Below are 25,620 nucleotides of genomic sequence, written 5' to 3'. Positions count from 1 at the left end.
AATAAAAAGAGCTAATATCATGATTAGCTCTCCAAAGACATTATTTAACAAGCGAGTGCTTAAAGGCATATATGACAGCCTGGGTCCTATCCTGCACCTGCAGTTTGCTTAGTATATTGCTCACATGTGTTTTGACTGTTTTTAAGGCAATGAAAAGCTCGTCGGCGATTTCCTGGTTCGTTTTTCCTTCTGTCATTAGCAGGAGGATTTCCATCTCACGGCTTGTCAGCTCTTCATGGGGCAGCAGCTGGTTTTTCTGCCTCATTTTCACCATCATTTTGCCGGTTACTTCCGGTTCAAGCACTGACTGTCCATGATAGGTCGAGCGGACTGCCTCTGCAATTTCACTGGCTTTGGAGGTTTTCAGCATATAGCTTGTCGCCCCTGCTTCCAAAGCCGGATACACTTTTTCATCATCCAGGAAGCTTGTCACAATGATGATCTTAGCTTCCGGCCATTGTTCGATGATTCTTCCGGTCGCCTCGATTCCGTCCATTTCCTTCATAACGAGATCCATCAGAATGATATCCGGCCGCAATTCAAGTGCCATATCAATCGCTGTTTTTCCGTTATCCGCTTCTCCTATAACCTCAATATCCGGCTGTGCCGTCAAATAGGAAGACACTCCAATCCGAACCATTTCATGATCATCCACAAAAAGTACTTTAATCATTGGCCTCACCCTCAGAATTTAGTCTTGCCCAAGCAGACAATATTTACATAATCGGAACCTTTACTTCAAGGCGGGTTCCTTTATTTTTCACACTGATGATTTTCATGCTGCCGCCAACTTCCGCTGCGCGTTCATACATATTCTGCAGACCATAGGAGCCTGCCTTTGTTTCCTCTACATCAAACCCGACTCCATCATCAGCCACCCGGAGTATGGCATAATCATCTCTTTGAATCAGAAGCACTTCAAGATTTTGCGATTTGGAATGGCGGAGTGTGTTGGACACTGCCTCCTGAAGGATCCGGAATAAATGGTCTTCCACCCCTTTATCAAGCGGAAAACTCTCCACCTTCCATTCAATCTCCATGGAAACTTTCTGAAGCAATTCGACCAGAAGCTCTTCAATTCCTTCCTGAAGGCTTTTGCCCTTAAGTGCAGCCGGACGAAGGTGTAAGAGCAGGGCACGCATTTCGAGCTGTGACTGATGGATCATTTCCTCCACCATTTTCAGTTGTTTTGCCTGCCTGTCTTCCGGATCCTGCTGGGTTTCAGTAATGGCGGACATCATCATCGATGCTGCAAACAGCTGCTGGCTGACAGAGTCGTGAAGCTCACGGGCAAGCCTGTTCCGTTCCTGTGAAACGATTTCCTGCATCCTGTTCTCGATATCTTCCGCTTTTTCATTTGCCAGCTTTTGAGAGATCTTTGCCTGTTCTGCTATATTTTTTTGAATCTTCTCGGCTCTGACTGCTATGGACTGCAGTTCTTTACCCGTTTCCGGCACATCCAATTGCCTGCCTTCTTCGACCTGGTGGAGCATAGTGTCTACAGCAAAAAGCTGCCGGCGCCAGTAAATGCCTGACAGCAGACCAAAGATCAGGCCTATGGCCAGGCTTACGCTCGGCACAAATAAGATAAATGGAATATCAAGTATTTCCGTTTCCCAAAGATCCCGCCAGCCGGGAATGGGGAACATCGTAAAAAAAGAGGCTGTCAGGACAGCAAGAATGAGGAGGGACATGCCCGCTCCCCATGCAATTTGCCGCTGAATGATACTCATACGCGCTTCACCTCGATATCCCCGGCTGCAAAAGAAGTGAAAATTTTAACGCGCTGTCCTGACTGTTCATAGCCAGGCGTCTGAACGTGAAGATGCTGATTAAACATCTTTGATTCTTCGTACTCGAATATCCGTGCCTTACCGGCTATCGCTGAATGACTGACAGTAACCTCCACATCATAGGGAACAAGCACCTGTACATTTCCGATAAAGTTCCGGATAAAAATGACGGTTTCTCCCTTTGGAATAACTGTATAGCTTAAGTCGATAACCGTATCACCTATGCCGGTCTGGATATTGATATCGTTCCATTCATACACCTGCTCAGGCGTTTTTTGCTGGCCGACAAATATATTGGAAAAAAGAGGATTCTTTTTTATGAACGTTTCTTTCTGGAGATTGACTGCCGGTTCCTTTAATTCCGGCTGAATTCGTTTAGGTTCTTTTTTGGATTGCCAAAACTGAATCAGCAGGTGAACCAGAATCGCCAGCAGGAAAAATTTCAGCGTCATCATGCTGAAAATATTGATGAGCAGAAAAATTAGTCCAAGCCAGAAAAGCCATTTACCGGAGCTCTTAGGCATCCACTTTCTTCCGATATATACCATTCCAATTGGCACAAGAAGAGAGAATACCACGCCGCTGTTAAAAAAGGCTATTTCCACAAAGAGAAAGACAATGCCCAATATGATGATCCAGCTCATATAATCGCTTTTGTTGTTCGTGTTCATGAGGCATCCCCCTTTTGTGTAATATGGAATGATTGATTAAAAGGCGCAGTATTTCTACGCCTTTTTAGAATACCATTTTTTGTTCATTAAGTAGAAAGAGTTTTTATCTTTTTTGGGAAAAAGATCATACAGACAGGGTTTATTTTACTCTCTCGTTAATTTGGGCTGCTGCTTACGAAATAACCGCTACAATACAGGCTTCTTCTCCATCTCTTTTTCCAGCTGCGCGATGCGGGCATCGATTGTGCTGCGGTGATAGGAGCTTTTCACCTGATGCTCAAGACGGTCAAGATAGGATTCGATTTCCTGGAACTTTGTAAAGGATTTATCATTGTTTTGATCCAGCACCTTATCCATCCGGTGGTTGGCACGTGTGATGTTTTCACGGCCCATCAGCTCCATGCGGCGGATGTGCATATCCTTTAGTTTATGCTTCATTTCCTCATATTTTCTTTCAAGCTCACCCATTTGCTGTACTGCCTGGTTTAGGAGATCCTTTAAACGGCCGGCACGCTCTTCATACTGAATTTGCTCCTGTGAGGCGAACTGATAGAGTTCCTCTTCACCTGCCTGTGAGGCAACCTCTGCCTGGCGTTTGCGTTTATCTGCAAGGTTCTTCGCCTGCTCGTATTCCCGGGTGAATTCTTCCTTTAATGTATATTGACGTTCCAACAGCTTGCGGACCTTTTCAGTTTCACGCTCACAATCACGAAGGTATTGGTTTAAAAGGGCAATTGGATTCTTTTTCTCCTTTTTATCCAATGCATCATGAAGGTCTGCCATTACTGTATCTTTAATTCTTGTTAATAGGTTTGCCATATCGATCTCTCCTCTTTTTAGTTTCTGTTTAATTCTGCCCACTGCTTTTCAAAGCTGGCAAAAGGGTCATTATCTTCTTCCATTACACGTGAGCCTGAATCGTTCCATTTTTTATAAACCAGGTAAAGAACGTATGCAGCTGCAAGCCCCAGGATTGCCGGGAAGTTGGAAGCTGTGGCCATCAAAGCAATGAACCCGATGATTCCATAGCCGATCTTTGCCATCGTGCTTTCTGCTTTTAAAAATTGTTTAAACACAAAGTATAGAATTGCAGCACTTACTGCCAGACCCACGATCGGGCCAAGGTTTGAAATCAGCACCATCGCCGCAATACCACCTGCAATCAATAATCCAAGTTTTTTCATTTTTCGTTTCCTCCTTTCTTGATTTCATCTTACCTGTTATACGTAAATGCTATAACGAGCCTCAGCTTTATTTTCAAATAAGACCTGAGACGTAGCAGTTTGTCGGCCTCTTTCAATAAAGCTGGGAAATCTGGAAAAAGAATGTACGTTAGAACGACAGACCGGGGGGTACACATGGGGTATGCAAACAAATAATAATGATGTCTGCAATATGCAGTTTTTGATATACATCTATTGAAGTGGAGGTCTTCCCATGTTTGGGTATGATGATTTTATGAAGTTCATGCAAGCTTTTTTTGTGGTATTCCCTATAGTGACACTCATTCATCTATTGGGTCATATATTCTTTGCAGCCATCTTTGGCGGGAAAGGAATCCGGGTTATTATTGGCACAGGTAAAATCCTGTTTTCAACGAGGTATTTGGAGGTTAGGCGGTTTTACTTCTGGTATGGGGGATGTGAGTATACATCTTTAACACACAACAATAAACTGACCAAATCTCTTATCTTTTTAGGAGGATCCATTTTAAACATTGCCAGTATTTTTCTTGTGAATTACTTGATTCGAATTGGTATTCTGGATGCTAATATGCTGTGGTACCAATTCGTCTATTTTTCTTTTTATTATGTCTTTTTCGCCCTGCTGCCAATGGATATGGCAGATGGCACGCTTAGTGACGGGAAGGCCATGTACAAGCTCTGGGTTGATAAAAATGAAGATGATTCCTCAGCAGACTGCCAGCTGGTTGATGAAAAAAGATAATAGGCATTCACAAGGAAGCCCCAATCACCGGAGCTTCCTTTTTGTGTGTGTTTCATTCCATAATTGCTTCTTGCAGCAAGCGGCCAATGCTGATTGAAATTGCCTGATAAACAGTTCTTTCGGCACATGAAAGAATTCTTTCCTGCCAATACTAATGGCGGAGGTGAAGTGTGATATGTATTTCTCATGGATATTAGGGATTATGATAGTAGCACAAACACAGACTGCTGGACCCCCAGAAAATTTATCCATCGAAAACGACGGCAAATCCATTTCAACTATCAGCAGAATAGACTATCAAATACCTTTTCCCGGGCTTCCTCTGGTAGATAGTGAACGGTTCATTCAGCTGCTTGAGACATTGGATCGTCAGACGTATATTCCGCCTATGAACGCTTATATAGGCGATAGCGGGCGGATCGTTGCTGAGAAACCCGGCAGAATACTGCACCGTAAAGCATTCACAGATATTTTTTATTCCTATTTTTATCATAAAGGGCCGGGCAGAATTGAGATTCCGATGCTCCCCGTTTATCCAAGAGTCGACCGGGACCTTCTTTCCCATATCCGGGTTAAAATGATCGGCCAGTATGCTACATACTTTAATCCGAATAACACCTCACGCTCTCATAATATTCAGCTTGCAGCCGAAGCTCTTGATAATACTGTTGTGTTTCCGAATGAAATATTTTCTTTTAACCGTGCTGTCGGCAAAAGAACGGCGGGTAAAGGCTATATGCGCGCTCCGGTGATCGTAAGAGGGGAGTTGTCAGAAGATATCGGCGGCGGGATCTGCCAGGTTTCCTCCACTCTGTTCAATGCAGTTGACAGGGCAGGCGTGAAGGTGCTCGAGCGTTATTCCCACAGCAAGAAGGTTCCATATGTACCGCCCGGCCGGGATGCAACAGTAAGCTGGTATGGTCCTGATTTCACCTTTAAGAACCGTTACAGCTTTCCCCTGCTTATAAGAGCAAAAGCCCTGCACGGCCAGATGGTGATCAGAGTATACTCATCTGATGAAATAGACTATGAGCCCCGCCAGGTCCCGAAGGCTTCAACAATGCTGCCGGAAGAAATCAGCATTGAAAAGGAAGCGGTTAAGGAGGATTGAAAGACTTTATTTCATTCGAAATTACTACAGTCTATAAAAATAGACCAAGGAGCATTATGACCAGCCCAAATATAGCAGAGACTCGCTTCACGCTCCTGTTCTGCCGGGGCTTCAGGAATAAACTGATCACAAAACCAACCGGCAGAACAATGCCATTAAAACTAAAAGTAAATGTTCCTAATAGATAATAACCAATCAGCTTCAGCACCAAGTGTTCTTCTTCCTCATTCCTGCTGCGGAACAAAAGATAAATGCCGGCTGCCCATAAAAGCAAAAAGATGATAATCATGCTGTGCACCCCCTTTAGATACGGTATTCTGTGTTAAGCAGGAAAGTGCCAAAGATAGAAAACACCCGCTCATAAGCGGGTGTTCAACTTTAAATAAGCGGTACAGAAGAGACAATCACTCCATCTTCATCTGCATATACATATTCACCCGGCTTCCAGTCAATCCCGCCAAATGTAACAGGAATGCTGCGGTCCCCTTTTCCTTCTTTTCTGCTCTTCAAAGGATTTGAGCCAAGTGCCAGGATGCCAGTATCCAGTCTTCCAAGCTCCACAGTATCCCGAACGCATCCATAAATAATCACACCGGCAAGCTTTCTTGATTGAGCTATCTCACCAAGCCTGTCCCCCATTAGTGCGCATCTTTTTGAACCTCCGCCATCCACCACCAGGACACTTCCCTCCGGAATGGACTCCAGCGACTCTTTGACCAGCACGTTATCTTCAAACACTCTAACCGTAGAAATGGGGCCGGAAAACTTTCTTTTTTGCCCATAAGATTTAAACTCCTGCTGGCAAATACGCAGCTCCTGGCTGTGTTCATCACATAAGTCTGCCGTTTTAAAATCCAAAAGAGATCTCCTCCTTTAGCACTTTTGGCTGTAAACCTCATTATGCCATCTTTCAATACTTCGATATGCAGCAGCCTGTTCCCTTCCTTTTTTCATAATCGAAAGGGAAAGATTGCAGATTTCAGGCATATATCTTTTAGTAAGGACATTCTGCGCTAATAGAAAAGGGAGGTTAAAGGATGGCTTTAATGTGGGCTATTACAATCGGTTTTATTGTTTCATTGGGGCTGGTCGGATTTATGCTTGTCCATTTTCTAAAGGGTGCAATGGATTCCCGCGATTCCACGACTGTTGACAGGATTCAGAGTGATTCGAAAGAGTAGTGAAAAGAGGCTGCCGGAATTGGCAGCCTCTTTTCTAGCTTTGACAGTTTGCACAATAGAACGTTTTTCGTGAAGATATTTCTTCTTTCACTATAGGGCTGCTGCAGCGGAGGCATGGTTCTCCTTCTCTGTCATAGACCCTGCACTGCTCATTATACCCCCCGGTTTTGGCATCTCCTTTAAATAAGACCTCTTCCATATACCCCCCAAACTGAATGGCACGGGTTAATACGCCCTTCATGGACTGATACAGGATTTTTATTTCATCCTCATCCAATTCATGCGCTTTTTTCATTGGCAGCAGTCCAGCCTCAAAACAGATTTCATCGCTGTAGCAGTTGCCGATTCCGGAGAGAAACTTCTGATTGACAAATGTCGTTTTCAGCATTCCTCTTCTGCTTCCGATCAGTTCCCGGAAGGCCGGAAATCCCAATGTGTGATCCAGAGGCTCCGGTCCCAGATGGGAAAGCTCCTTATCCAACTCTGCATCTGTCAGCAAATGCAGATAGCCAAGTCTTAATCCAATAAAATAAAGCTTTTTATCACCAAAAGAAATAATAACCTGTTTGGTTCGGTCAGGATTGTCCGCTTCGCTGCCGATATACATCCAGCCCCCAAGCATAAGGTGCAGCAGCAGGTTTTTCCCGGAGCTCAGCTTGAAAATCAGGTGCTTGGCCCTTCTTTGGATTTCCGTTATTTGCACATTAATCAGCTGACTTTCGAATTGGGCAGGCTGCACATTTATTGATTTTTCGCGGTTCACCTCTACATCAGTAATGACGTTACGGACCAGTTTCTCCGTTAACAGCCTTCTGTAGGTTTCCATTTCCGGAAGCTCAGGCATGGTGTCAGCTCCTTCCTAAAATACTGTTACCTTAGTATTTAATGGAAGGATTCACTTCATTCCTGAAAACTGTACAATCAATTTTTTTCGTTTGTTCAACGTTTCGCAACAATAGTTTTCAATATTTTGATGTTAGAAATGTTACGATGATGATTAAGGGAGGTTTTTCCATATGCAAAAGAACCGTTCCAGCAATCAGGCTTTAATGTTTTTTATCGTTTATATTGCGTTATTAGGCAGTTTAATTTTTGCGGCTGTCTCATTCAAACCCGCTTTTCAACAGCCTTCAGAAATTTCTTCTGCTTTCTCCAAAGAACTCCAGATTCAAAAGCACAATCAGGAAAAGAAGGCAGCTGAGAACGAAGAGAAATGGCAGCCATCCAATACGTTTATGATCACAGCCATTTCCATCGGCTCTTGTCTTGATATCATCGTTGTACTTCTCTGGGCCCGTCATGAAAATAAAAAGAAACAGCAGGGGCATTTCTCCAATCCAAATAGGCTGACCAATAAGAAGTGGTTCTGGTACTTGGTTTCATTGGGCATTGTTTTGCCCAGGGATGGCAAGTTGACATTCAGTCTGAAAAACTTCATCTTAACTGTTATCTTTTTGGTTTTATTGAAGTTTTGGCTGTTTGACCAGCTCGAGAGCGTCTAAGATCCTCACAGACTCCGATTAACAGCCTCATTCAGCTGTGCAATAATATCATCCGCATGTTCAATGCCAATGGATATCCTTACCACCTGCTTAGTAATGCCGAGCTCCCTGCACACTTCAGGAGGCAATGCCCGGTGGGATGTTGTCAGAGGATGGGATACGGACGTTTCAACACCCGCAAGTGTCGGCACAATTTTTATCCATCCAAGCTCTTTGAAAAATTTATTCACATTAGCACTCTCAGACAATTCAATCGTGACGATGGCGCCGAACCCTTCTTCACCGTGCTGAAAAGGATAATAGACCTTTTTTACTTCCTGATTTTGTTCTAATGCGATTGCCGCTCTTCTGGCATTGGCTGACTGCTGCTTCATTCTGAGAGCCAGCGTTTTCGCTCCCCTGCAGGTCAGCCAGGCTTCAAACGGACTCAGATTTGCCCCGAGGTTTACAATTTTGCCGCGCGCTTTTCCAACCAGTTCTTCATCTCCAGCGAGGACACCTGCGGTGATATCACTGTGTCCGCCTATGTATTTGGTTGCACTGTGGACGACTAGATCAATGCCTTTCAAATAGGGCTGGCAATGATACGGAGTGGCAAATGTATTATCAATCAGGGTAACAAGATGATGCTTCTTCGCCAGGCGGACGACTTCTTCAAGGTTTTCCACTCTCAATAAAGGATTTGTGATGCTTTCTGAGTATAGAAGTTTTGTATTCTCCTTAATGGCTCCCTCCACCTGTTGAGCATCAGAAAATGGCACAAAGGTTACTTCTATACCGAGCTGTGTCAGCTCTTCCTTGATTAAATGGAAGCTGCCTCCGTACAGGTCATCAGCTGCCACAATATGGTCGCCGCTTTTGACCACAGCAAGTACTCCCGAGAGGATGGCAGATAAACCGGAGGAGGCAGCTGTCCCGGCCGGCGCTCCTTCAAGGCCGGCAATTAACTCACCAAGCTCATCTGTATTCGGATTTCCGACCCGGGAATAAAGATAGTTGCCGTTACCCTGATAAAACCCCTCCAGCTCTTCAAGATCGCTGAAAGCGAAAGCGGAGGTCTGATAGATGGGTGTGACTTTACTTTTAATAGTGCGATTGCCGCTATTTTTTCTATGCAGAACAGAAGTCTCGAAATTCATATGGCCTTTCCCCTTTAAAAGAAATAAGTCTGGAAACATGCCCAGACCTTAATGATAATTAGCTGAATATATAAAAAATTATATCAATACAGCTTTTATGCGTCAATGAATGAAAGGATCTCTATTCTACTTGACTTCCTTCAGAAAGCTTTTAGTCCTGATGCCCGTCCGCCGAATGATTAATGTTGTGTCTACATCTATATCCGCATCAGCAAATTTTTCATCCCAGTTCTTCAGGACCTTTTTAAAATCCTGATAATCCTGCCTCAGCACAACCTCGCCAAAACCAAAAATATCGGTGCCATATTCCTGCTGAACCTTCTCAATCGTTTTTTTAACCATAGCATTAATCTGTTTTTGGGCAATTTCACCATTTTCTTCATATGTCTTCGCCTTATCAAACTGATCGTTGCAGTGAGTCCCGTCAATATATGCCTCTGCTCTGATTTTTAAATTAAGTCTTGCTTTTCCATGTTCGAGTTCCCCTTTGATTTTTGTCCTTGTATCATATACTCTAAGCCCCATATACTGACTTTCGCTGCATTTTACGGTAATGGATGTTTTATTGATTTTATTCTGAATCCATAAGTAATTTCTTGAATCCTCCAGTGTCAGAAATCCTTCCAGCTTATCACCTTTGAATATAGCCAAAGAGTCCAGGACAACAAGCGCATCAGGGGTGACCTTCATCATATTCTCCACACTTGAGCCAGCATCCGGGTCACCCTTGATTCTGACAGCGGCCATAACAGGCTGACGGCCCGGAGCAGTCCAGGCTGTTATGACGTCATTCATCCTCACTCCCGGGTCTCCACCCCAATCCTTCATCATCGTGTCCAGCTGAGTGTGCAATTTTAATGAAGTAGATTTCTGAAATTGATACGTCACTTTTAGAATATCGGAACCTTTAGCTTCCCTTGCAATCAATATATTAAAATCATCACGGATTTCCCGGTTTCTTTCCAGAAAATCAATGAAGTCAATAATTCCCTCTTTTGCAAGCTCCTCTCCGATAATCAGTGTGCGCATGTGTGAATAAATCAGATGTCTGGACATCCCTTCATTCACTCTATAGGTCAGCTCTGCCAGAGAATTCCCTTCCGCAGAGTAAACAATGGATGGAGCAAAACCGCTGGCGGTACGGTTATTCAATTCAGTTGCATTAATGCCTTCCACAGTCAGAATATACTTATCGTTTTCTCCCTTATCGACAGCCATTCCTGTCACAACAGTAATTTCACCCAGTTCTCTCTGATCCCAGCATCCGGACAGCAGTATTGCCGCTAATAAAATGGCGGACATTACACCAAAATTTTTCAATTGGGCTGATCTCCTTTCATTGGAGGAGGAGAAGGCGACCCTGTCTTTGGAAACTTTTCCGGATTCTGCGTCTTTAAATAAGCCGGCCTCTTCCTCATGCTCCAGATCGGGAATCGGAAAAATACATCCTTCTGCTGCTCAATGATAAACGGGGCCACCGGAGAAAGATATGGAATGCCAAAAGACCTGAGAGAGCTCAAATGGGCCACAATAAAAACAAGTACAATCAGGACGCCATACAAGCCCAGTATGGCCGACACAATAATTAAGAGAAACCTTAACAGCCTTGCTGCTGCAGCAAAACTATAAGTGGGCGATACAAAATTGGCGATGGCTGTAATAGCGACAATGATGACCATAATATTCGATATAATCCCTGCCTCTGCTGCAGCCTGTCCAATCACAAGAGCCCCTACAATGGAAACAGTCTGCCCAACAGCCCGCGGCATCCGGACACCGGCTTCCCTCAGAATCTCAAAGGTAACTTCCATCAATATCACTTCAATCACTGCCGGGAACGGCACTCCTTCCCGCTGGGCAATAATCCCGAGAAGAAGGGGCGTGGGCAGAAGCTCATGATGAAAGGTTAAAATCCCGACATATAAGGAAGGCGTAATCAAAGCAATCATAAAGGATAAATACCGGATTATTCTTAAGAAGCTTCCCATCATGAAGTTTTGATAATAATCTTCTGCAATGGAAAAGAAATCGACCAGTACAGCCGGAACCACCAGCACAAAAGGTGTGCCATCCACAAGGATGGCAATTTTCCCTTCAAGCAAATTGGATGCCACTGCATCAGGCCTCTCACTGTTCAAAGCCAGCGGAAAAGGTGTCGCAGATTTATCTGCAATCAGCTCTTCAATATTTCCGGATTCAAGTATGGCATTCACCTTTATCCCGCCAAGCCTTTTGCGAACCTCTCCAACGATTTTTTCATTCGCCGTGCCTTCCATATACCCGATGTATACAGTAGTGTTCGTCTCAGAACCAATGATGAATTTTTCAAAACGGAGGTTTCTGTTTTTTATTCTTCTTCTCAGAAGGCTCACATTTGTTGTGATCGACTCCACGAACCCATCCTTAGGCCCCCGTATGACCGTCTGAGTGCTTGGCTCTGATATGGACCGGTCTTCGCCGATACTCATGGAAAGGGAAAGCGCCTTTTCCATATCTTTAAATAAAATGATGATGTTTCCATAAAGCAGAGAGGTAATAATCTCATCGAATGACCCCACCAGCTTATAGCCGTCACCTCCGAATTTCTCCTTGCATAAAGACTTTAAATCATCCTCTGTTGTTAATTTAAAACCATCCTCTTTCCCGCTGATGGATTGCAGAATCGTTTCCTTTAGCAATTTAGTATCAATCATAGTAGTAAGATAGATAAGCAGCGCATCTTTGCCTTCTGTTTTCAGCTCATCCATGCTTAAATCAATCGTGCTCCCAAACTCTGCGTTTATTTTTTTCTTCAACTGTTCCAGCTTCATGCTTTTAAGATCCGGACCCTGGTCTGCGGTTTCCTCAATTTGTACAGTGTATTCCTTTTTTTTGCGCATTTTTAAAAGTGATTTAAGAATACTCAAAACTTCATCCCCTTCGTGCCGGGTTTAGACTTTTTCTTTCGCCTCTTCCATAAAACTGCGAATAATAGAAGTGAAGGCAGTCCGAACTGCATCGGCAAATGCAGGAAATACGGGACCATCTCAAGTCCCTCCTGCCAATGGTCACCGAAATTTACTGATATCAATACAGAATAAGCTGAAACAATCATGGCAACAGGCAGGGAAAAATACCGGTATGGAAGTCTGAAGGTGTATTCCAGGCCCTTCAATCCTGCAAACATAAACACAGACCCCTTTACCAAAATCCCCAGCATCATGATAAAAACAACGAGCGCATCAATTCTTTCAATAAAATTACCGATGGAGACCTCGCGGGCTGAACTGAGCATGGGAAAATTGGAACGCTGCAAAGCATCAGCTCCAAGAGTCACAATCATTAAAAACATCGCAAATAATAAAAGCGCACCCGCAATTGCTACTCCCAGCATTGACACACGCAGGCAATATTTAAAGTTGGTTACTACCGGAAGGATAAGTGTAAATGCAATAAGCTCGCCAAAAGGAAACACGATTAAAGTTGGAAAAAGTGCCTTCAAAACAGGCTTTAGCCCATCTCCGAGCACGGGCTTTATTTCATATAAATTGGCATTCCCGCTTGCAAATAAAAGGATGGTCAACAGGAATAAAAAGCCGAATAAATATGGGGTAAAAATTTCTGAAGTTCTGCCAAGGACTTCAAGACCAAGATATAAAATATAGGCCATGGCAAGACAGATGGTCAGCGAAATGATCTCAATTGGCGTCGACGGCAGAATGGCCGACGCAATTAATTCGCCAAAATCCCGGACCACCCTGCTGGCAAGGTACAGAAAATAAACTGCATATAGATTAGAAAAAATAATGGCAATTGGTCTCTTAAACCCAATTTCCATGAGCTCATACAAATTTTTTCCGGGCACCCTGCTGATTAGGAAATAGTAGAATAGCATGATCCCAAACCCAAACATAATCGAAGCAGCAATGGCAATCCAGGCATCTTTCCTGGCATCCCCGCCTACTCCCACAACAATGGCGCTTCCTAAAAGGAAATTGATCATCAATGTCAGCAGCTGGCTGAGAGAGATATTCTCTTTTAACATTCCATCACCAATCCCTTGTGTACGTCAATTAAGCAAGCGTTTCTATGATAGCCGCTTCTTTTTCTTCGCTTTCAAAAGGCGGAAATCAGCCACTGCACTTGAGGCCAACCCAACCAAAACAGTAAAAATAATAATCATTCTTCCAGTGGCAATCTCTGAAAACAGCAGATTCTTCAAAGCTTCCCAAAACGTATCATCAAATATTTTCATATCAAATATAGTGCTCAATATAGCCAAGAGCAGAAAAATGGTCAGATAGCTAAATGTAATCATGACTGTACCCCATTAACATTGGATATTGTATATCTTTTCTCGGTCTGCCCATTTTATCCAGAATTAAAGAAAAAACCGTCCAGGTTCCAATTTACCAATCCACCTGATTAATTAAAAATTATTTGGGTATGGTTAGAGAAGGAGAAATTGTATAGAAATAGGGTTTACAGGAAAAATTATGTACGAATATAAAGTAGGAGGACAAAGATGACGACATCCAACCACAACACACCCCAATATCCTGAGCCATATTGGAGGGAAGAGGAACTTCCTGTCTTTGACAAGCTCAGAGAAGATGCTCATACGGACATTGCGATTGTCGGCGGAGGCATTACCGGGATAACGGCAGGGTACCTTCTTGCCAAGGAAGGCTTTAAAGTGGCGATTGTTGAAGCAGGCAATATCCTGAACGGCACCACTGGCCATACAACAGCCAAAGTGACGGCACAGCATGGCTTAATATATGATGAATTGATCAGCCACTTTGGCGTGGAAAAAGCCAAGCTCTATTATCAGGCTTCGGCTGATGCACTGAATTTCGTCCGTAACACAGTAACTGAAAAACAAATTGAATGCGACTTCAGTAATGAAGAAGCAATCATTTACGCTGTATCGGAAGAGTATGCACAAAAAGTCGATAAAGAGCGGCAAGCCTATGAAAAACTCGGAATCCCACACGGAATGAAGGAGAGCATTCCGTTTAACATCAACACGACAGCCGTGCTTTCCATGTTTGATCAGGCCCAGTTCCATCCGGTTAAATACTTGAAAAAGCTGCTTAAAGACTTTGTGGATTTGGGAGGAATTGTTTATGAAAATACCACAGCAGCAGATATTGAAGAAGGCAGTCTTCCTGATGTCGTAACCAGAGACGGCCATCGTCTGAAATGCAAATATGTCATTGCGGCTTCCCACTTCCCATTTGCGGATATGAAAGGGTTTTATTTTTCCAGATTATCTCCGGAAAGATCTTATGTACTTGGCGTAAAAATCAAAGAGGATTTCCCTGGAGGCATGTATTACAGTGCCGATTCACCGACCCGCTCGCTCAGGTACACACCCTATAACGGAGACAAGCTTATTTTAGTGAGCGGCGACAGCCACAAGACAGGCCATGGGCCGGATACGATGAAGCACTACGACGCCCTGGAAGTCTTTGCGGAAGAGGTGCTTGGCATTACCGATTATCCTTATCGATGGTCTGCCCAGGATTTATACACACTTGATAAGGTCCCTTATATCGGCCCGATTACGTCCAAACAGAAGAATATCTTTGTCGCAACAGGCTACCGGAAATGGGGTATGACAAACGGGACAGCAGCTGCCATGCTGATAAAGGATCAGATTATGGAAAGAGACAATCCTTATGCCGAACTGTTTACGCCATCCAGATTTCAGGCTGACCCAAGCATCAAAAAGTTTATCGCAGCCAATACAGATGTTGCCGGACAGCTGATCAAAGGCAAGCTTGAATTCGTGCCAAAAGAAACAGGAGATCTGTCAAATGATGAAGGCGGCGTCGTGATGATTAAAGGCAAGCGGACAGGTGCATACAGGGATCCTGAAGGCAGCCTTCACCTTGTGGATACAACCTGCACTCACATGGGATGTGAATGTGAATGGAACCATGGCGACCGCACCTGGGACTGCCCATGCCACGGCTCCCGCTTTTCCTATGATGGAACCGTTGTGGAAGGTCCGGCAGCCAAACCGCTTAAAAAGGTTGAAGAATAAAGAAAAGAAGGCAGTCTTCCTTGGGAAACTGTCTTTTTTGTGGATTTTAGGGTAATTTTATTGAGTTCACCTCTTTTATGTGCGGATAAGTTTTTTTCTGTGTGGATAGCTCAATTTTATGTGCGGTTAGACTTCTGCGCTGTTACTATGGCTGCCTAATAGATGTTGAACTGCTTGATAGCCCGCTTTTACTTTCGGATAACTGGATTTTACTTGCAGATAGCACATTTTTATTTTCGGATGGCTGTTTAGGCGAAGTTTGTTGCTATTTGTATTAAATTTACTGAGTTGATTGTAGCGGAAGGTGCGAGACTCCTGCGGGAGTAGCGGGACAGGTGAGACCCCGCAGACGCGTAGCGTCGAGGAGGCTCAGCGCACGCCCCGCGGAAAGCGAGCATCCTGGAGCGGAAATCAACGGACAACATTAATAAGCGAAAACAACAATTTATACGAAAAGAGCCTTTCGGATAAACTATTTTACTACCGTTTAGCACATTTTTATTTTCATATAGCCGGCGGCAGCAAAAAATCCCCCTTTAAAAAGGAGGATTCGGCTCAATCAGTCCTGCACGTTGTTTTCTTTCTTTTCTTTGCTTCCGGTTGTAAATTCTACAAGCTCTTCGCTTGTGCGCTGCGGTCTGTGTTTATTATTATTGCGCTGTGCATTGCCGTTTCCAAGTTTGGTTCTGCCCATGTTCTCATCTGCTCCTTTTTTGTATTATCAGGAGTAGTATGAGTAAATTATGGAGCACTTATTCTGATGCCGGCACTCCAAGTTCAGGTGCTTTTCTATGCCTGGCAGCCTGTTCAAAGGCATAAGCAAGCTTGATCAGGAGCGGCTCACTGTATGCAAGTCCTGTAAATGTGATGCCCACCGGCTCTCCTTCCGTGGTATACCCGGCCGGTACTGTGATGGATGGATATCCCGCTTTTGCAGGGATGCCTGCTCCATAATTATTCGGGAACACGATGGCATCCAGATTATGCTCCTGCATTACGCAGTCAATGCCCTGTTCTCCTGAAAAATAAATATCCTTCTCTAAAGCTGATAAATACGCTGATTCAATCAAATTTCCGCTTGTTTCCTCCGCTTCAATCAGAATGGATTGACCGTATTTCAAGCACTTTTCGCTGTTTTTTTCATTAAATCCAATGACATCGGACAGGGTGCGAATATGCAGGTGCGGTGCGACAGTCCGCAGATAGGCATTCACATCCGCTTTAAATTCATAAGTCAGGACATCGTAACTCCACTCCATTTTAGTGGAAGGAATCACTACTTCGTCGACAACCTCTGCACCCAGTTCATTTAACCGGGCTACAGCTTGATTCATAACGGCGAGCTTTTCAGAACTTAAGTAGTCAAAATAAGTATCTCTGGCAATGCCGATTCGTGCTCCCTGAAGTCCATTTTTATCAAGGAAGATGGTAAAATCCTTCTCCTGAAGATCCTGATTTGTCAGGGTAACCGGATCATTTTCGTCAGAGACTGCCAGCACGTTTAATAAAAATACAGCATCCTTTACCGTTCTCGCCATTGGCCCGGCAGTATCCTGGCTATGGGCAATCGGAATAATCCCGGTTCGGCTGACAAGTCCGACGGTCGGCTTTATTCCGACGAGAGAATTCTGGCTGGCAGGACTTAATATGGAGCCTGATGTCTCCGTTCCAATGGCTGCAGCTGCAAAATTAGCGGCAATAGCGGCACCGGATCCTGCGCTCGAACCTCCCACATCAAATTTCCCCGGCCCATAAGGGTTTAAGGTCTGTCCGCCGCGCGAACTGTACCCGCTCGGCATCCCTTCTGCCATAAAATTGGCCCATTCTGTCATATTCGTTTTTCCGATAATGACGGCTCCCGCTTTTCTTAATTGAGAAGCCACAAATGAATCACTTTGTGCATAATGACCCTTCAAAGCAAGTGACCCTGCAGTTGTCTGCATTTTGTCTCCTGTATCGATATTATCCTTTAACAAAATGGGTATTCCGTGAAGAGGGCTGCGCGGCCCCTTCTTTTCTCTTTCCGCATCAAGAGCAGCTGCAATATGCAGTGCATCCGGATTGAGTTCTAAAACAGAATGAATGTTTTGATCAAGCTGTCCAATTCGGTACATATACATCACTACAAGTTCTTTGGAGGTAATTTCCCCATTCTGCATTTTTTCCTGTAATTCATCTATCGTGGCTTCAAGCAAATAGTCATCATGAAAACTCTTTAGTCTTGGATTCTCCATCACTGACTTCCCCTTATTCTTTAGTGAAATAAAGCTTCACTTACTAATTCGCTTAGAAAAGGAGAAATTCCTTTTTATAAAAAAATGCCAGGCACCAATTGATATAGGTGCCCGGCACTTGATTTTTAAACGATTTGGCCGCCGCGCATGACTTTCTTTTCGGCAGTGAGGCCCAGTTCTTTCGCCATTTTTTTAAGTTCGCGCTCTTCTCTTTCAGTGACGAGAGAAATAACGGTTCCGCCTGCGCCGAATCTTCCTGTCCTTCCCGAACGGTGGACATATTGATTTATATCCTTCGGGAAGTCAAAATGTACGACATGGGTAACTCCCTTGATGTCCAGCCCTCTTGCCGCAACATCTGTGGCAATCAGCATATTCGTATTGCCCGTGCGGAAGTTCTTGATGGCTTTCTGCCTGTCAAATTTGGTCAGGTCACTGTGCAGAGTGCTTGAAGAGATATTTTTAAAATCAAGCTTTTCAGCCATAACGGTCAGGTTGCCGATATCTTTAACAAATACCAGTGCCTTAATGTCTTCAAGCCTTGAGATCTTTTCGAGCATTTTGATTTTATCCCGCGCTTCTGCCACAAAATAAATATGGTCCACACCTGCAGCCTGAATGGTTTCATCCTTCTCGACACGAATGACTTCAGCATCAGCTGTCAGTTCTTTTGCAAGCTGCTCAACAACCGGCGGCAGTGTCGCTGAAAACAGCAGGACCTGGCGTTCTTTAAGTGTAGATTTAACAATGTTTTGAACCGTCTGAGTGTGTTCCTTAACGAGAAGCTGATCGCCTTCATCAAGGACAACGGTTTTGACATCATGCATTTTCAGCTTTTTCTGTTTAATCAGCTCCAGCACCCGTCCCGGCGTTCCTAAAGCAATATGCGGATGCTTCTTTAATTTTTCAAGCTGCCTTTTCACATTGGCTCCGCCAATAAAAGAAGCTGCTTTAATCCCGCTGCCTTCAGCCCATTTTTGGATCTCGCTTAATATCTGCATCACAAGCTCCTGTGAAGAGGCCAAAATAACGGCCTGTACCGCCTGTTTATCCGGATCAATTTTTTCCAGGACCGGCAGCAGGTATGCAAGTGTCTTGCCTGTTCCAGTCGGAGATTCGGCAATAATATCTCTGCCTTCCAAAGCCGGAGGAACCGCCTCTGCCTGAATGGTCGTCGGCTGAGTAAATGCAGACTTTTTCCATGCCTCCTGGATAAATGGTTTCATATCTTGAATGATAGATTGTGTCATAAGTTACTCCTTTAACTTTAATGCGTGTAATCAGAAAGTTATATTTAGTATAGCCGAAAATCGGAAAAAACTAGTATCGGTAATGATACTAGCTTATAGGCTGGAAGTTGTCCACCCTTAACAGAAAAAGGCGCGAAGCCACTTCTGGCATTCGCACCTTATTACTTACTTATGAATCCATACAGCTCCCGCAGAGTTGTCTTTGGCTTCACCGACCACTTGGAATTTCAAGCCATGTTCAGGAACAATTCTTCCTGCATCAGGAATCATACTGTTGATGTATTTGTTAGAATCATCAAAAACTGAAATTCCTTTAAGGCCAGGGTAGTCATAATCCCCGCGTGTTGGCGAACTTACTTCCCATGCTGGTGCTTTATCCAGGGAGAATGCAGCATCCGCAATCTGATATCTTGTGCTTTGAGATACTGTTTCTTTGCCGTCTAACAGACCGGTAATGGCTTCCGGATGTGAATCCACCACTCCAAGAAAACCTTCTCCCGGATGAACGCCAACCCAGTTGTCTGTGTGGCTGTCATCAGCATACCAAACAACTAAACCAGTGTTGTATTTTACACCTCTTGAATGGGCAAGAGCCGTATCGGAGCCTGCGTAATTTCTCCACTCAAGGTAATAATGGTTTTTGGCAAAGCTGATCCCGTTGGAAACAATGAATCCGTCAAGTGCCATCTGAGAGGCGCCTTCAGCATCGTCTGAGAAAATCACATTTTCATCAGCTGTTACATTGATTTCATCCATCGCAAATCCGTCCAATGCTAAGCCGCCATCTGTTACATATTCAAATGTCAGGCTAACTTTTTTACCGGCAAATCCGCTTAAGTCATATTTCTTATCCACCCATTGTCCTTTTGAAGATTCTGCACGGGCATCGCCGTCTGTATCATCATCACCAATTGTATCTATTACTTGTTCTGTGCCATCGGATGCTTTTGCAGTAACTGTCAGATAATCATAATCAAACTCAATATCATAATAAACTTTTGCATTGAAGGCAGCTGTTTCCGCATTTGTTAAGTCTAATTCAGGCGTCGTCAAAGTGGTATGAAGGTCATCACCCTTCGTGCTGTAATAGTATTTCTCGCCAAACGCAGGTGCGATCCCCTTCACTTCTTTTTCTGGAAGATTAACTTTTACAATTCCAGGGTTTTTAGATTTGGTTACACTTTGGTCAATAACCGTTGCCAAGCCTTTTTTATCAATATCTTCATAATTTACTTCCATAATATTGGCCCAGTTTCCGCCCATGCCTTTTTGGAAAAATTCTTTATTTTGCGGTGAGAAGCTGGTTGGCTCTGTACCAGCTATTTTGCCGTTCCAGCTGCCTCCGCTCATGATGGACCAGGAAGCAACCGGCTCACCTTGACCGGTGTATTGCGTATCATACTCATCCGGCAATCCTAAATCATGTCCGAACTCATGGGCAAACACCCCGACAGCTCCATCTTCAGGCTGAATCGTATAATCAAATGCGCCCATTTTTCCGCCCCAATAATCTACCTTGGCAGTTGTATCCGGAACTGCAAATACTCCGCCAAGCGTCCAGCGGTGAGACCAGATGGCATCATCACCGAGCGCACCTCCGCCAGCTTCCTGTCCTGTACCAGCGTGGATAATCATTAGATGGTCAACCAATCCATCAGGCTCGTTAAGGTTTCCATCTCCATCTAAATCATATAGATCAAATTCATCGTAATCTGAAAGATCCATTCCAGCGTCTACAGCTGCTTTTAATGCCTCTTTTACTAAGTCGCGAGGTCCTAGAGGAGATAAATTGTCATGGCCTCCGTTAGGGTTATCATCACCATAATCGCCCGCTTTTCCAGGGACCGTCAGCCATTCAGACACAGTGCCGTCCACCGTGTAGCTGCCTCCGGACTGCTCTTCATAGAATTGCTTAAATGTTTTTACTTTGTCTCCATTAAATAATTCAAATTCAGTATCGCCAAACATCAGTTTTTCATAGTGCTCTTTGCTGAAATCATCAGCGTACATGTAGCCCTCTTCCTGTGTTACATTGTTATGCTTGAAATCTTCAAATTCAGTTAAAAGCACAAGCACTTTGTCTGTTCTGACATCACCATTGTAGTTTGCTTCTTTGGCCGGATCTACTTTTACATATCCGTCCGGTTTGCCCTTTTTAAAGTTTTTATGACCCTTATTCAGCTGCTTTGACAGCTTGTCTTTTTGTTTGGTTAAAAAATCTTTTGTTTTTTTGTCAAACTCATCCTTATGGCCATGGCTATTCTTTGTACTTCCAGGCTGCTTTTCACCTTGTTTTTCCTTTATGTATTCCTTTACTGCCTTTTCTATTTCTTTCGAAGAAGCATCCTTTTTAACTAATCCTCTTTCTTTTAATGCCTTCCCCAGCCGGTCTTCGTTCACAATATTCAAATCAATCGGTGCAGAAAGTTCCTCTGCTGAAGCTTTTGAAGGAGCTGCTGTTGTCCCGGCAAAAGATCCCGCAAATAGTGCAGCTGCCATCATCGTGCTGGCTGTAATGGAAGATACAACCTTAAAAGGTTTATTCTTATTACTCATTCTTATAGCCTCCTATTTAGTTTTTCTGAATTTCCGAAGTGCGAGATTAATTCTATCAAACTAACACAAAGTTTTTAATAGTCTAACAATACTGTTATTTTAATATTTTGATAACATTTTAGTAGGTAATTGTGTTTAATTTATTCAGCACAAAAAAATAATTGGGTATTAATGCTTATTTAGGGGGTATAAAAATAGAGCATCAGACTGCTCTGATGCCCCTTTACTTTTATTTATTCAATTTGGTAATTCTTCCTTCAACCACTGGGTTTACTTTCCCGCATTCAATCCGGCATTAAATGTATCAAGCTGGCCATGGAAATCATTGATGCCCAAAAGCTGGACTTCAAAAGGCTTTGGCTCCGGAAATTGAAGCGAATACTTCGAAAAGCCATTGCCTGCTTCACCGGCATAGCCGATTCCGCTGCCTTCAGCAATTGCATTCTTTGCATCCGGTGAAGATTCGAACGTTACATTTACTTCACCGGCAACCGGTGCAAAAGACCAATTGGCATCTGCAGAAGGATCGATGGTTTGTTCTTCACGGATATAATCAATGATTGCCTGGCGGTTTTCATCCGGATAAAGCTCTACTGCTGTTTTGTTTCTGACTCCAGGGAAAGTGCCGCTGGCCCGATAATTATTTGTCACAACGATGAATTCCTGATCTGGATCAATAGGTGATCCGTTATACTGAAGATTTTTGATTCTGTTTGCATCAGCATTAACCTGCTTGCCATCCTTATCATACTTAGCAGGTTCTGTTACATCGATCTCATATGTCACACCATCGATTACATCATAGTTATAAGTAGGGAAATCATTATTAATGAGTGACTGTTCTCCTGCTTCATTTTCTTTTATCTGATTGAACTGTCCTGCAGACATTTCAAGCCATTCTTTCACATCTGCTCCTTTAATTTTTACCGTAGCCACAGTATTCGGATACAGGTATAGATCAGCTACATTCTTGATGGCGATTGTGCCTTCAGGAATATATGTGTAATAGCTCGCCCCGTTGCGGCCGCCTGCTTTAAAAGGTGCTCCCGCTGAAAGCACTGGTGTATTTTCATCAGGTGTTCCTTTTAATTGCTTCTCGATATACCACTTTTGTGCATTCGTTACAATTTGAATGGAAGGATCATCTTTTACAAGTGCAAAATAGCTGTGGATATCCGCTGTTGTTTCCCCGACAGGCTGGCGGACATAATTCACGGTACCTTCATGCTCTTCCTTTACAGCTTTCAAAATAGCAGGATCTGCATCTGCAAGGCTTTCTTTGACGGTCGCGCCGGATTCATTTTTATAGCTTCTAAAAATAGACCTTAAAGATGACTGGGAATCCTTAACCTGCCACTTTCCCTTTACCTTGGCAATGGTCAGGTCCATAACGCCAAGCTGGTTGCCCCAGCTGCCCGGCATGATGAACGGCACCCCGTTGACCGTTCCCTTTTCTGTATCTACTCCGGGAAGATCGGTGAAATCTCCCGGAAAATTCTTATGGTTGTGTCCGGAAATCACCGCATCAATGCCTTCTACTTTTGTTAAGTCGTAGGCTGCATTCTCTTCCAATTCCGCATATGCCGCATCCCCCATGCCGGAGTGCGCGAGTGCAATGATAATGTCTGCCCCGTCTTTTTTCATTTTAGGAACATTAGCTTCTACTGATTTTACAATGTCTTTTGTGATGATTTTTCCATCAAGATTGGCTTTATCCCATTGTGTAATCTGCGGAGTCACAGCACCGATTACCCCAACCTTAATGACCTGTTTTCTGCCGTTTTCGTCAACCACTTTTTTCTTGATGATTTTATATGGCTTAAAATAATTTTTATCGTTTTTCGGATTTTGGTCGTGGTCTTCTTTGTAGACATTGGCATTTACATAAGGAAATGGCGAATCATCCAGGACCTCATCCAGATAATCCAGCCCATAGTTGAATTCATGGTTTCCTACCGTAGCGGCATCATAATCTAATAGTTCCATAGCCTTGAATACAGGATGCACTTCCCCATCCTCAAGCTTATCTACTTTTGCTTTATAATCGCCAAGCGGATTTCCCTGTATTAAGTCGCCATTGTCGAATAATAATGTATTCTTTGCTTCTTTTCTCGCCTGTTTGATTAAGGTAGCTGTTTTAGCCAGACCAAATTCAATGGTTTCTGCATCTTTATAGTAATCATAGTTATAAAGGTGTGTATGTATATCTGTTGTTCCCAGTATCCGAAGGCTTACTTCATGGCTGAATTTATTTTCAGGTTTCCCTGAATGATCAGGCTTTGCTGCCATTACAGAATCATATGAAACAGGAGCTGCCAAGACAGATAGGGACATAGTTGCAGCAAGAATTGTTTTACCTAATTTGCGCGCAGGATTTTTCAAATGGATACATCTCCTCGATATTAGTAGATTAGGATGATAACATTCATAATTCTATCTATTTTTAGACTTATTTGAGAATGAGCAATTAGGAGCAATTCGTGTGGCAATTTATTAATTTTTTGTAAAAATCAATTTCTAAATACCTAAAAAAAACAGCACCCTCAAAGGATACTGCATCATTTTAAATAGTTATTATCATAGAGATTAATAATTCCTATCTCCGCCCTCAGCCTTTTCCTTCAGCTCATTTGCAAGAAGGGACAGGCTTTCGGTTGTATGATTAATTTCCTGAATGGACTGTACAATGCTGTCGAGATCTGTTTTATTGCGGCCGAACATGTCCAGATACTGTTCCATTTCCATTTTTACAGTAACAAGCCCGCCTTTAACCTGCTGAATCTGAGCTTGTGATTCTTTTGTTGAGAGATTCATGGAGTTCATCGTATCAACCAGCACGCTGATTTGATTGTCGCTTTTTTCGATTTGTTCCTTGATATGGCTGCTCATCTTCTTAGAGTTTTCTGCCAGCTTTCTCACTTCGGTTGCCACTACAGCAAATCCACGTCCTTCATCACCCGCCCGGGCCGCCTCAATCGATGCATTCAGTGCCAGCAGATTCGTCTGATCGGCAATATCCTCAATCCCTTTTGTCATCGTGATAATTTGCTCCGAGATTCCTTTTAAAGCTTCAATTCCGCTTATAGACTGCTCCACATCCTGAAGGACTTTATTGAAAGCATGAACCATCTCATCCATTTGTGTTTGGTTGAGGTTAGTCAGGTTCAGCAGATTTTTGCTGCTTTTTTGCGTTGTTTCGGTTTCACTGCGGATTTGATCAGCTTTTAAGCTTGTCTCATTGATCGAAGCTTCCGTTTGCTGGACCGAGGCTGCTACTTCCTGGCTGATAGAATTTAATTCTTTCTGCAGATTAGCATTTGAAGCATTTAATTCATTGAGTTGATTCATTCTGGCCTGCAGATAATTTTCGACAACCAGCTGGGAATCCAGATTGATGATATGTGTAAGAGCCAGCAGTGCGTTCGTCAGCTTCTCAGGATCCTGGTGCAGTTCCGCGACGACCTTAGGCACCAATAATGAATTAATGGCAGAATATGTGGCCAGAAACCACTCAACTGGAAGACCAGCCCCGTTATGGGTATTGCCAATCCTCGTTCTCATCGCAAAGTATTCATCATCCAGATTGCCGCTTAATAAGCTCTGGAAGTAACGGACATATACGCCATAGAGCCTATTCCTGCTTGTATTATTTTCAGCAATTCTCTTTAATGGCGACTGTTTATAAAGATGATCCAGAACTTTCTGGAGCAATTCATCCAGCAGGGGTGAAATCACCGGGCTCAGATCCTGAAGTGTTTCAAGATGCTTTTTTGAAAAGCCCATATACCACAATCGTTCAGTAATACGCTGATCTTTTACGTCAACTGTTTCCTCTAATTCTGGAAAGTTCATTTCCGGCTGAAAAAATGAAGATGGATTCTTCTTTTTTAACTGAAATAGCATAATAGTTTCCCTCCGGCTCTTTAGCCAATTTGTACATATTTTGTATATATTATGTATAATTAATAGGTAAAAAGCAACCATTAACTCTTTATTTATATCGGGACAATAGTCCTTAATATAAAGTGAAACTTCAATCAGTGGGGGTCTTTCTTATCCCCCACTGATTGTTAGTCGCGTTCTAGTGTCGCTAAGATCTCCGCTAGCGCTTTGATCAATCGACACTACGAACCCGATTGGTTCAACTAAGCCTCTGCCTGCGCGTCGGCAAGTTTCACTGTATCTCACCAATCGGGCCTTTACAT

At 43.4% G+C, this 25,620-nt stretch carries 24 protein-coding genes; 5 read left to right on the top strand and 19 right to left on the bottom strand.

Annotated features, from left to right (window positions below; all coding sequences use genetic code 11):
* Nucleotides 1–40: 40 nt before the first annotated feature.
* The 5 genes from BK139_RS21230 to BK139_RS21210 form a co-directional block, all read right to left on the bottom strand.
* Complete coding sequence (locus tag BK139_RS21230) at nt 41–673, bottom strand: response regulator transcription factor (RefSeq protein WP_076262766.1); 633 nt, start codon at nt 671–673, stop codon at nt 41–43.
* Between the two features lie 43 nt (nt 674–716).
* Nucleotides 717–1,733 carry a sensor histidine kinase gene (locus tag BK139_RS21225; protein ID WP_076262764.1) on the bottom strand — a complete coding sequence of 339 codons (1,017 nt, stop codon included), beginning with the start codon at nt 1,731–1,733 and terminating at the stop codon, nt 717–719.
* Nucleotides 1,730–2,464: a cell wall-active antibiotics response protein LiaF gene (liaF, locus tag BK139_RS21220; protein ID WP_076262762.1), complete on the bottom strand. Its 735-nt coding sequence runs from the start codon at nt 2,462–2,464 to the stop codon at nt 1,730–1,732. Before liaF ends, BK139_RS21225 begins: the two co-directional genes overlap by 4 nt.
* Before the next feature lie 186 nt (nt 2,465–2,650).
* The gene (locus tag BK139_RS21215; RefSeq protein ID WP_076262760.1) at nt 2,651–3,283 is read right to left on the bottom strand and encodes a PspA/IM30 family protein; all 633 of its coding nucleotides are present in this window, start codon (nt 3,281–3,283) and stop codon (nt 2,651–2,653) included.
* Nucleotides 3,284–3,300: 17 nt separating this feature from the next.
* Nucleotides 3,301–3,648 carry a lmo0954 family membrane protein gene (locus BK139_RS21210; protein WP_048010486.1) on the bottom strand — a complete coding sequence of 116 codons (348 nt, stop codon included), beginning with the start codon at nt 3,646–3,648 and terminating at the stop codon, nt 3,301–3,303.
* A 253-nt stretch (nt 3,649–3,901) separates the two neighbouring features.
* Between BK139_RS21210 and BK139_RS21205 the strand changes: the two genes are divergently transcribed.
* Entirely contained in the window at nt 3,902–4,411 is a 510-nt protein-coding gene (locus tag BK139_RS21205) for a hypothetical protein (RefSeq protein WP_076262758.1), read from the top strand.
* 175 nt (nt 4,412–4,586) lie between these two features.
* Complete coding sequence (locus BK139_RS21200; RefSeq protein ID WP_076262756.1) at nt 4,587–5,522, top strand: VanW family protein; 936 nt, start codon at nt 4,587–4,589, stop codon at nt 5,520–5,522.
* A gap of 31 nt (nt 5,523–5,553) precedes the next feature.
* On the opposite strand, the gene BK139_RS21195 is transcribed toward BK139_RS21200, so the two are convergent.
* Nucleotides 5,554–5,811, bottom strand: a complete 258-nt coding sequence (locus BK139_RS21195) for a hypothetical protein (protein ID WP_048010608.1) — start codon at nt 5,809–5,811, stop codon at nt 5,554–5,556.
* Nucleotides 5,812–5,900: 89 nt separating this feature from the next.
* Nucleotides 5,901–6,380, bottom strand: a complete 480-nt coding sequence (gene rraA, locus BK139_RS21190) for a ribonuclease E activity regulator RraA (protein ID WP_048010607.1) — start codon at nt 6,378–6,380, stop codon at nt 5,901–5,903.
* Between the two features lie 179 nt (nt 6,381–6,559).
* Between rraA and BK139_RS24170 the strand changes: the two genes are divergently transcribed.
* On the top strand, nt 6,560–6,703 hold the full coding sequence (locus BK139_RS24170; RefSeq protein WP_175609172.1) for a hypothetical protein: 144 nt from the start codon (nt 6,560–6,562) through the stop codon (nt 6,701–6,703).
* Between the two features lie 34 nt (nt 6,704–6,737).
* On the opposite strand, the gene mutM is transcribed toward BK139_RS24170, so the two are convergent.
* Nucleotides 6,738–7,547, bottom strand: coding sequence for a bifunctional DNA-formamidopyrimidine glycosylase/DNA-(apurinic or apyrimidinic site) lyase (mutM, locus tag BK139_RS21185; RefSeq protein ID WP_076262754.1), 810 nt, complete (start codon nt 7,545–7,547; stop codon nt 6,738–6,740).
* 172 nt (nt 7,548–7,719) lie between these two features.
* On the opposite strand from mutM, the gene BK139_RS21180 reads away from it, so the two are divergent.
* Complete coding sequence (locus BK139_RS21180) at nt 7,720–8,205, top strand: hypothetical protein (protein WP_076262752.1); 486 nt, start codon at nt 7,720–7,722, stop codon at nt 8,203–8,205.
* 5 nt (nt 8,206–8,210) lie between these two features.
* On the opposite strand, the gene BK139_RS21175 is transcribed toward BK139_RS21180, so the two are convergent.
* The 5 genes from BK139_RS21175 to BK139_RS21155 form a co-directional block, all read right to left on the bottom strand.
* A complete protein-coding gene (locus BK139_RS21175) occupies nt 8,211–9,344 on the bottom strand; it encodes a trans-sulfuration enzyme family protein (RefSeq protein ID WP_076262750.1) in 1,134 nt (377 codons plus the stop codon).
* A gap of 126 nt (nt 9,345–9,470) precedes the next feature.
* Nucleotides 9,471–10,664 (bottom strand): Ger(x)C family spore germination protein, encoded by a 1,194-nt coding sequence (locus tag BK139_RS21170; protein ID WP_076262749.1) that lies wholly within the window; start codon nt 10,662–10,664, stop codon nt 9,471–9,473.
* Nucleotides 10,661–12,250, bottom strand: a complete 1,590-nt coding sequence (locus tag BK139_RS21165; RefSeq protein WP_076262747.1) for a spore germination protein — start codon at nt 12,248–12,250, stop codon at nt 10,661–10,663. Before BK139_RS21165 ends, BK139_RS21170 begins: the two co-directional genes overlap by 4 nt.
* Nucleotides 12,247–13,368 carry a GerAB/ArcD/ProY family transporter gene (locus BK139_RS21160; protein ID WP_076262745.1) on the bottom strand — a complete coding sequence of 374 codons (1,122 nt, stop codon included), beginning with the start codon at nt 13,366–13,368 and terminating at the stop codon, nt 12,247–12,249. Before BK139_RS21160 ends, BK139_RS21165 begins: the two co-directional genes overlap by 4 nt.
* Before the next feature lie 42 nt (nt 13,369–13,410).
* Nucleotides 13,411–13,641, bottom strand: coding sequence for a hypothetical protein (locus tag BK139_RS21155; RefSeq protein ID WP_076262743.1), 231 nt, complete (start codon nt 13,639–13,641; stop codon nt 13,411–13,413).
* Between the two features lie 207 nt (nt 13,642–13,848).
* Between BK139_RS21155 and BK139_RS21150 the strand changes: the two genes are divergently transcribed.
* A complete protein-coding gene (locus BK139_RS21150; RefSeq protein ID WP_076262741.1) occupies nt 13,849–15,375 on the top strand; it encodes an FAD-dependent oxidoreductase in 1,527 nt (508 codons plus the stop codon).
* 559 nt (nt 15,376–15,934) lie between these two features.
* Here BK139_RS21150 and BK139_RS24495 read toward each other — a convergent pair.
* The 6 genes from BK139_RS24495 to BK139_RS21125 form a co-directional block, all read right to left on the bottom strand.
* Nucleotides 15,935–16,069, bottom strand: a complete 135-nt coding sequence (locus BK139_RS24495; RefSeq protein WP_258549819.1) for a hypothetical protein — start codon at nt 16,067–16,069, stop codon at nt 15,935–15,937.
* A 58-nt stretch (nt 16,070–16,127) separates the two neighbouring features.
* The gene (locus BK139_RS21145; RefSeq protein ID WP_076262738.1) at nt 16,128–17,609 is read right to left on the bottom strand and encodes an amidase family protein; all 1,482 of its coding nucleotides are present in this window, start codon (nt 17,607–17,609) and stop codon (nt 16,128–16,130) included.
* Nucleotides 17,610–17,734: 125 nt separating this feature from the next.
* The gene (locus BK139_RS21140; protein WP_076262735.1) at nt 17,735–18,859 is read right to left on the bottom strand and encodes a DEAD/DEAH box helicase; all 1,125 of its coding nucleotides are present in this window, start codon (nt 18,857–18,859) and stop codon (nt 17,735–17,737) included.
* Between the two features lie 165 nt (nt 18,860–19,024).
* On the bottom strand, nt 19,025–21,415 hold the full coding sequence (locus BK139_RS21135) for an immune inhibitor A domain-containing protein (protein WP_076262733.1): 2,391 nt from the start codon (nt 21,413–21,415) through the stop codon (nt 19,025–19,027).
* Between the two features lie 270 nt (nt 21,416–21,685).
* Nucleotides 21,686–23,704: a bifunctional 2',3'-cyclic-nucleotide 2'-phosphodiesterase/3'-nucleotidase gene (locus BK139_RS21130; RefSeq protein WP_286149073.1), complete on the bottom strand. Its 2,019-nt coding sequence runs from the start codon at nt 23,702–23,704 to the stop codon at nt 21,686–21,688.
* 297 nt (nt 23,705–24,001) lie between these two features.
* The gene (locus BK139_RS21125; protein WP_076262730.1) at nt 24,002–25,318 is read right to left on the bottom strand and encodes a globin-coupled sensor protein; all 1,317 of its coding nucleotides are present in this window, start codon (nt 25,316–25,318) and stop codon (nt 24,002–24,004) included.
* Nucleotides 25,319–25,620: the final 302 nt, after the last annotated feature.

It is taken from the genome of Paenibacillus sp. FSL R5-0490, from assembly GCF_001956215.1.
GTDB lineage: Bacteria > Bacillota > Bacilli > Bacillales > Cytobacillaceae > Cytobacillus.
Note: the sequence above shows the minus strand (reverse complement) of the source record. Positions and strands in the feature narration are given on the sequence as shown.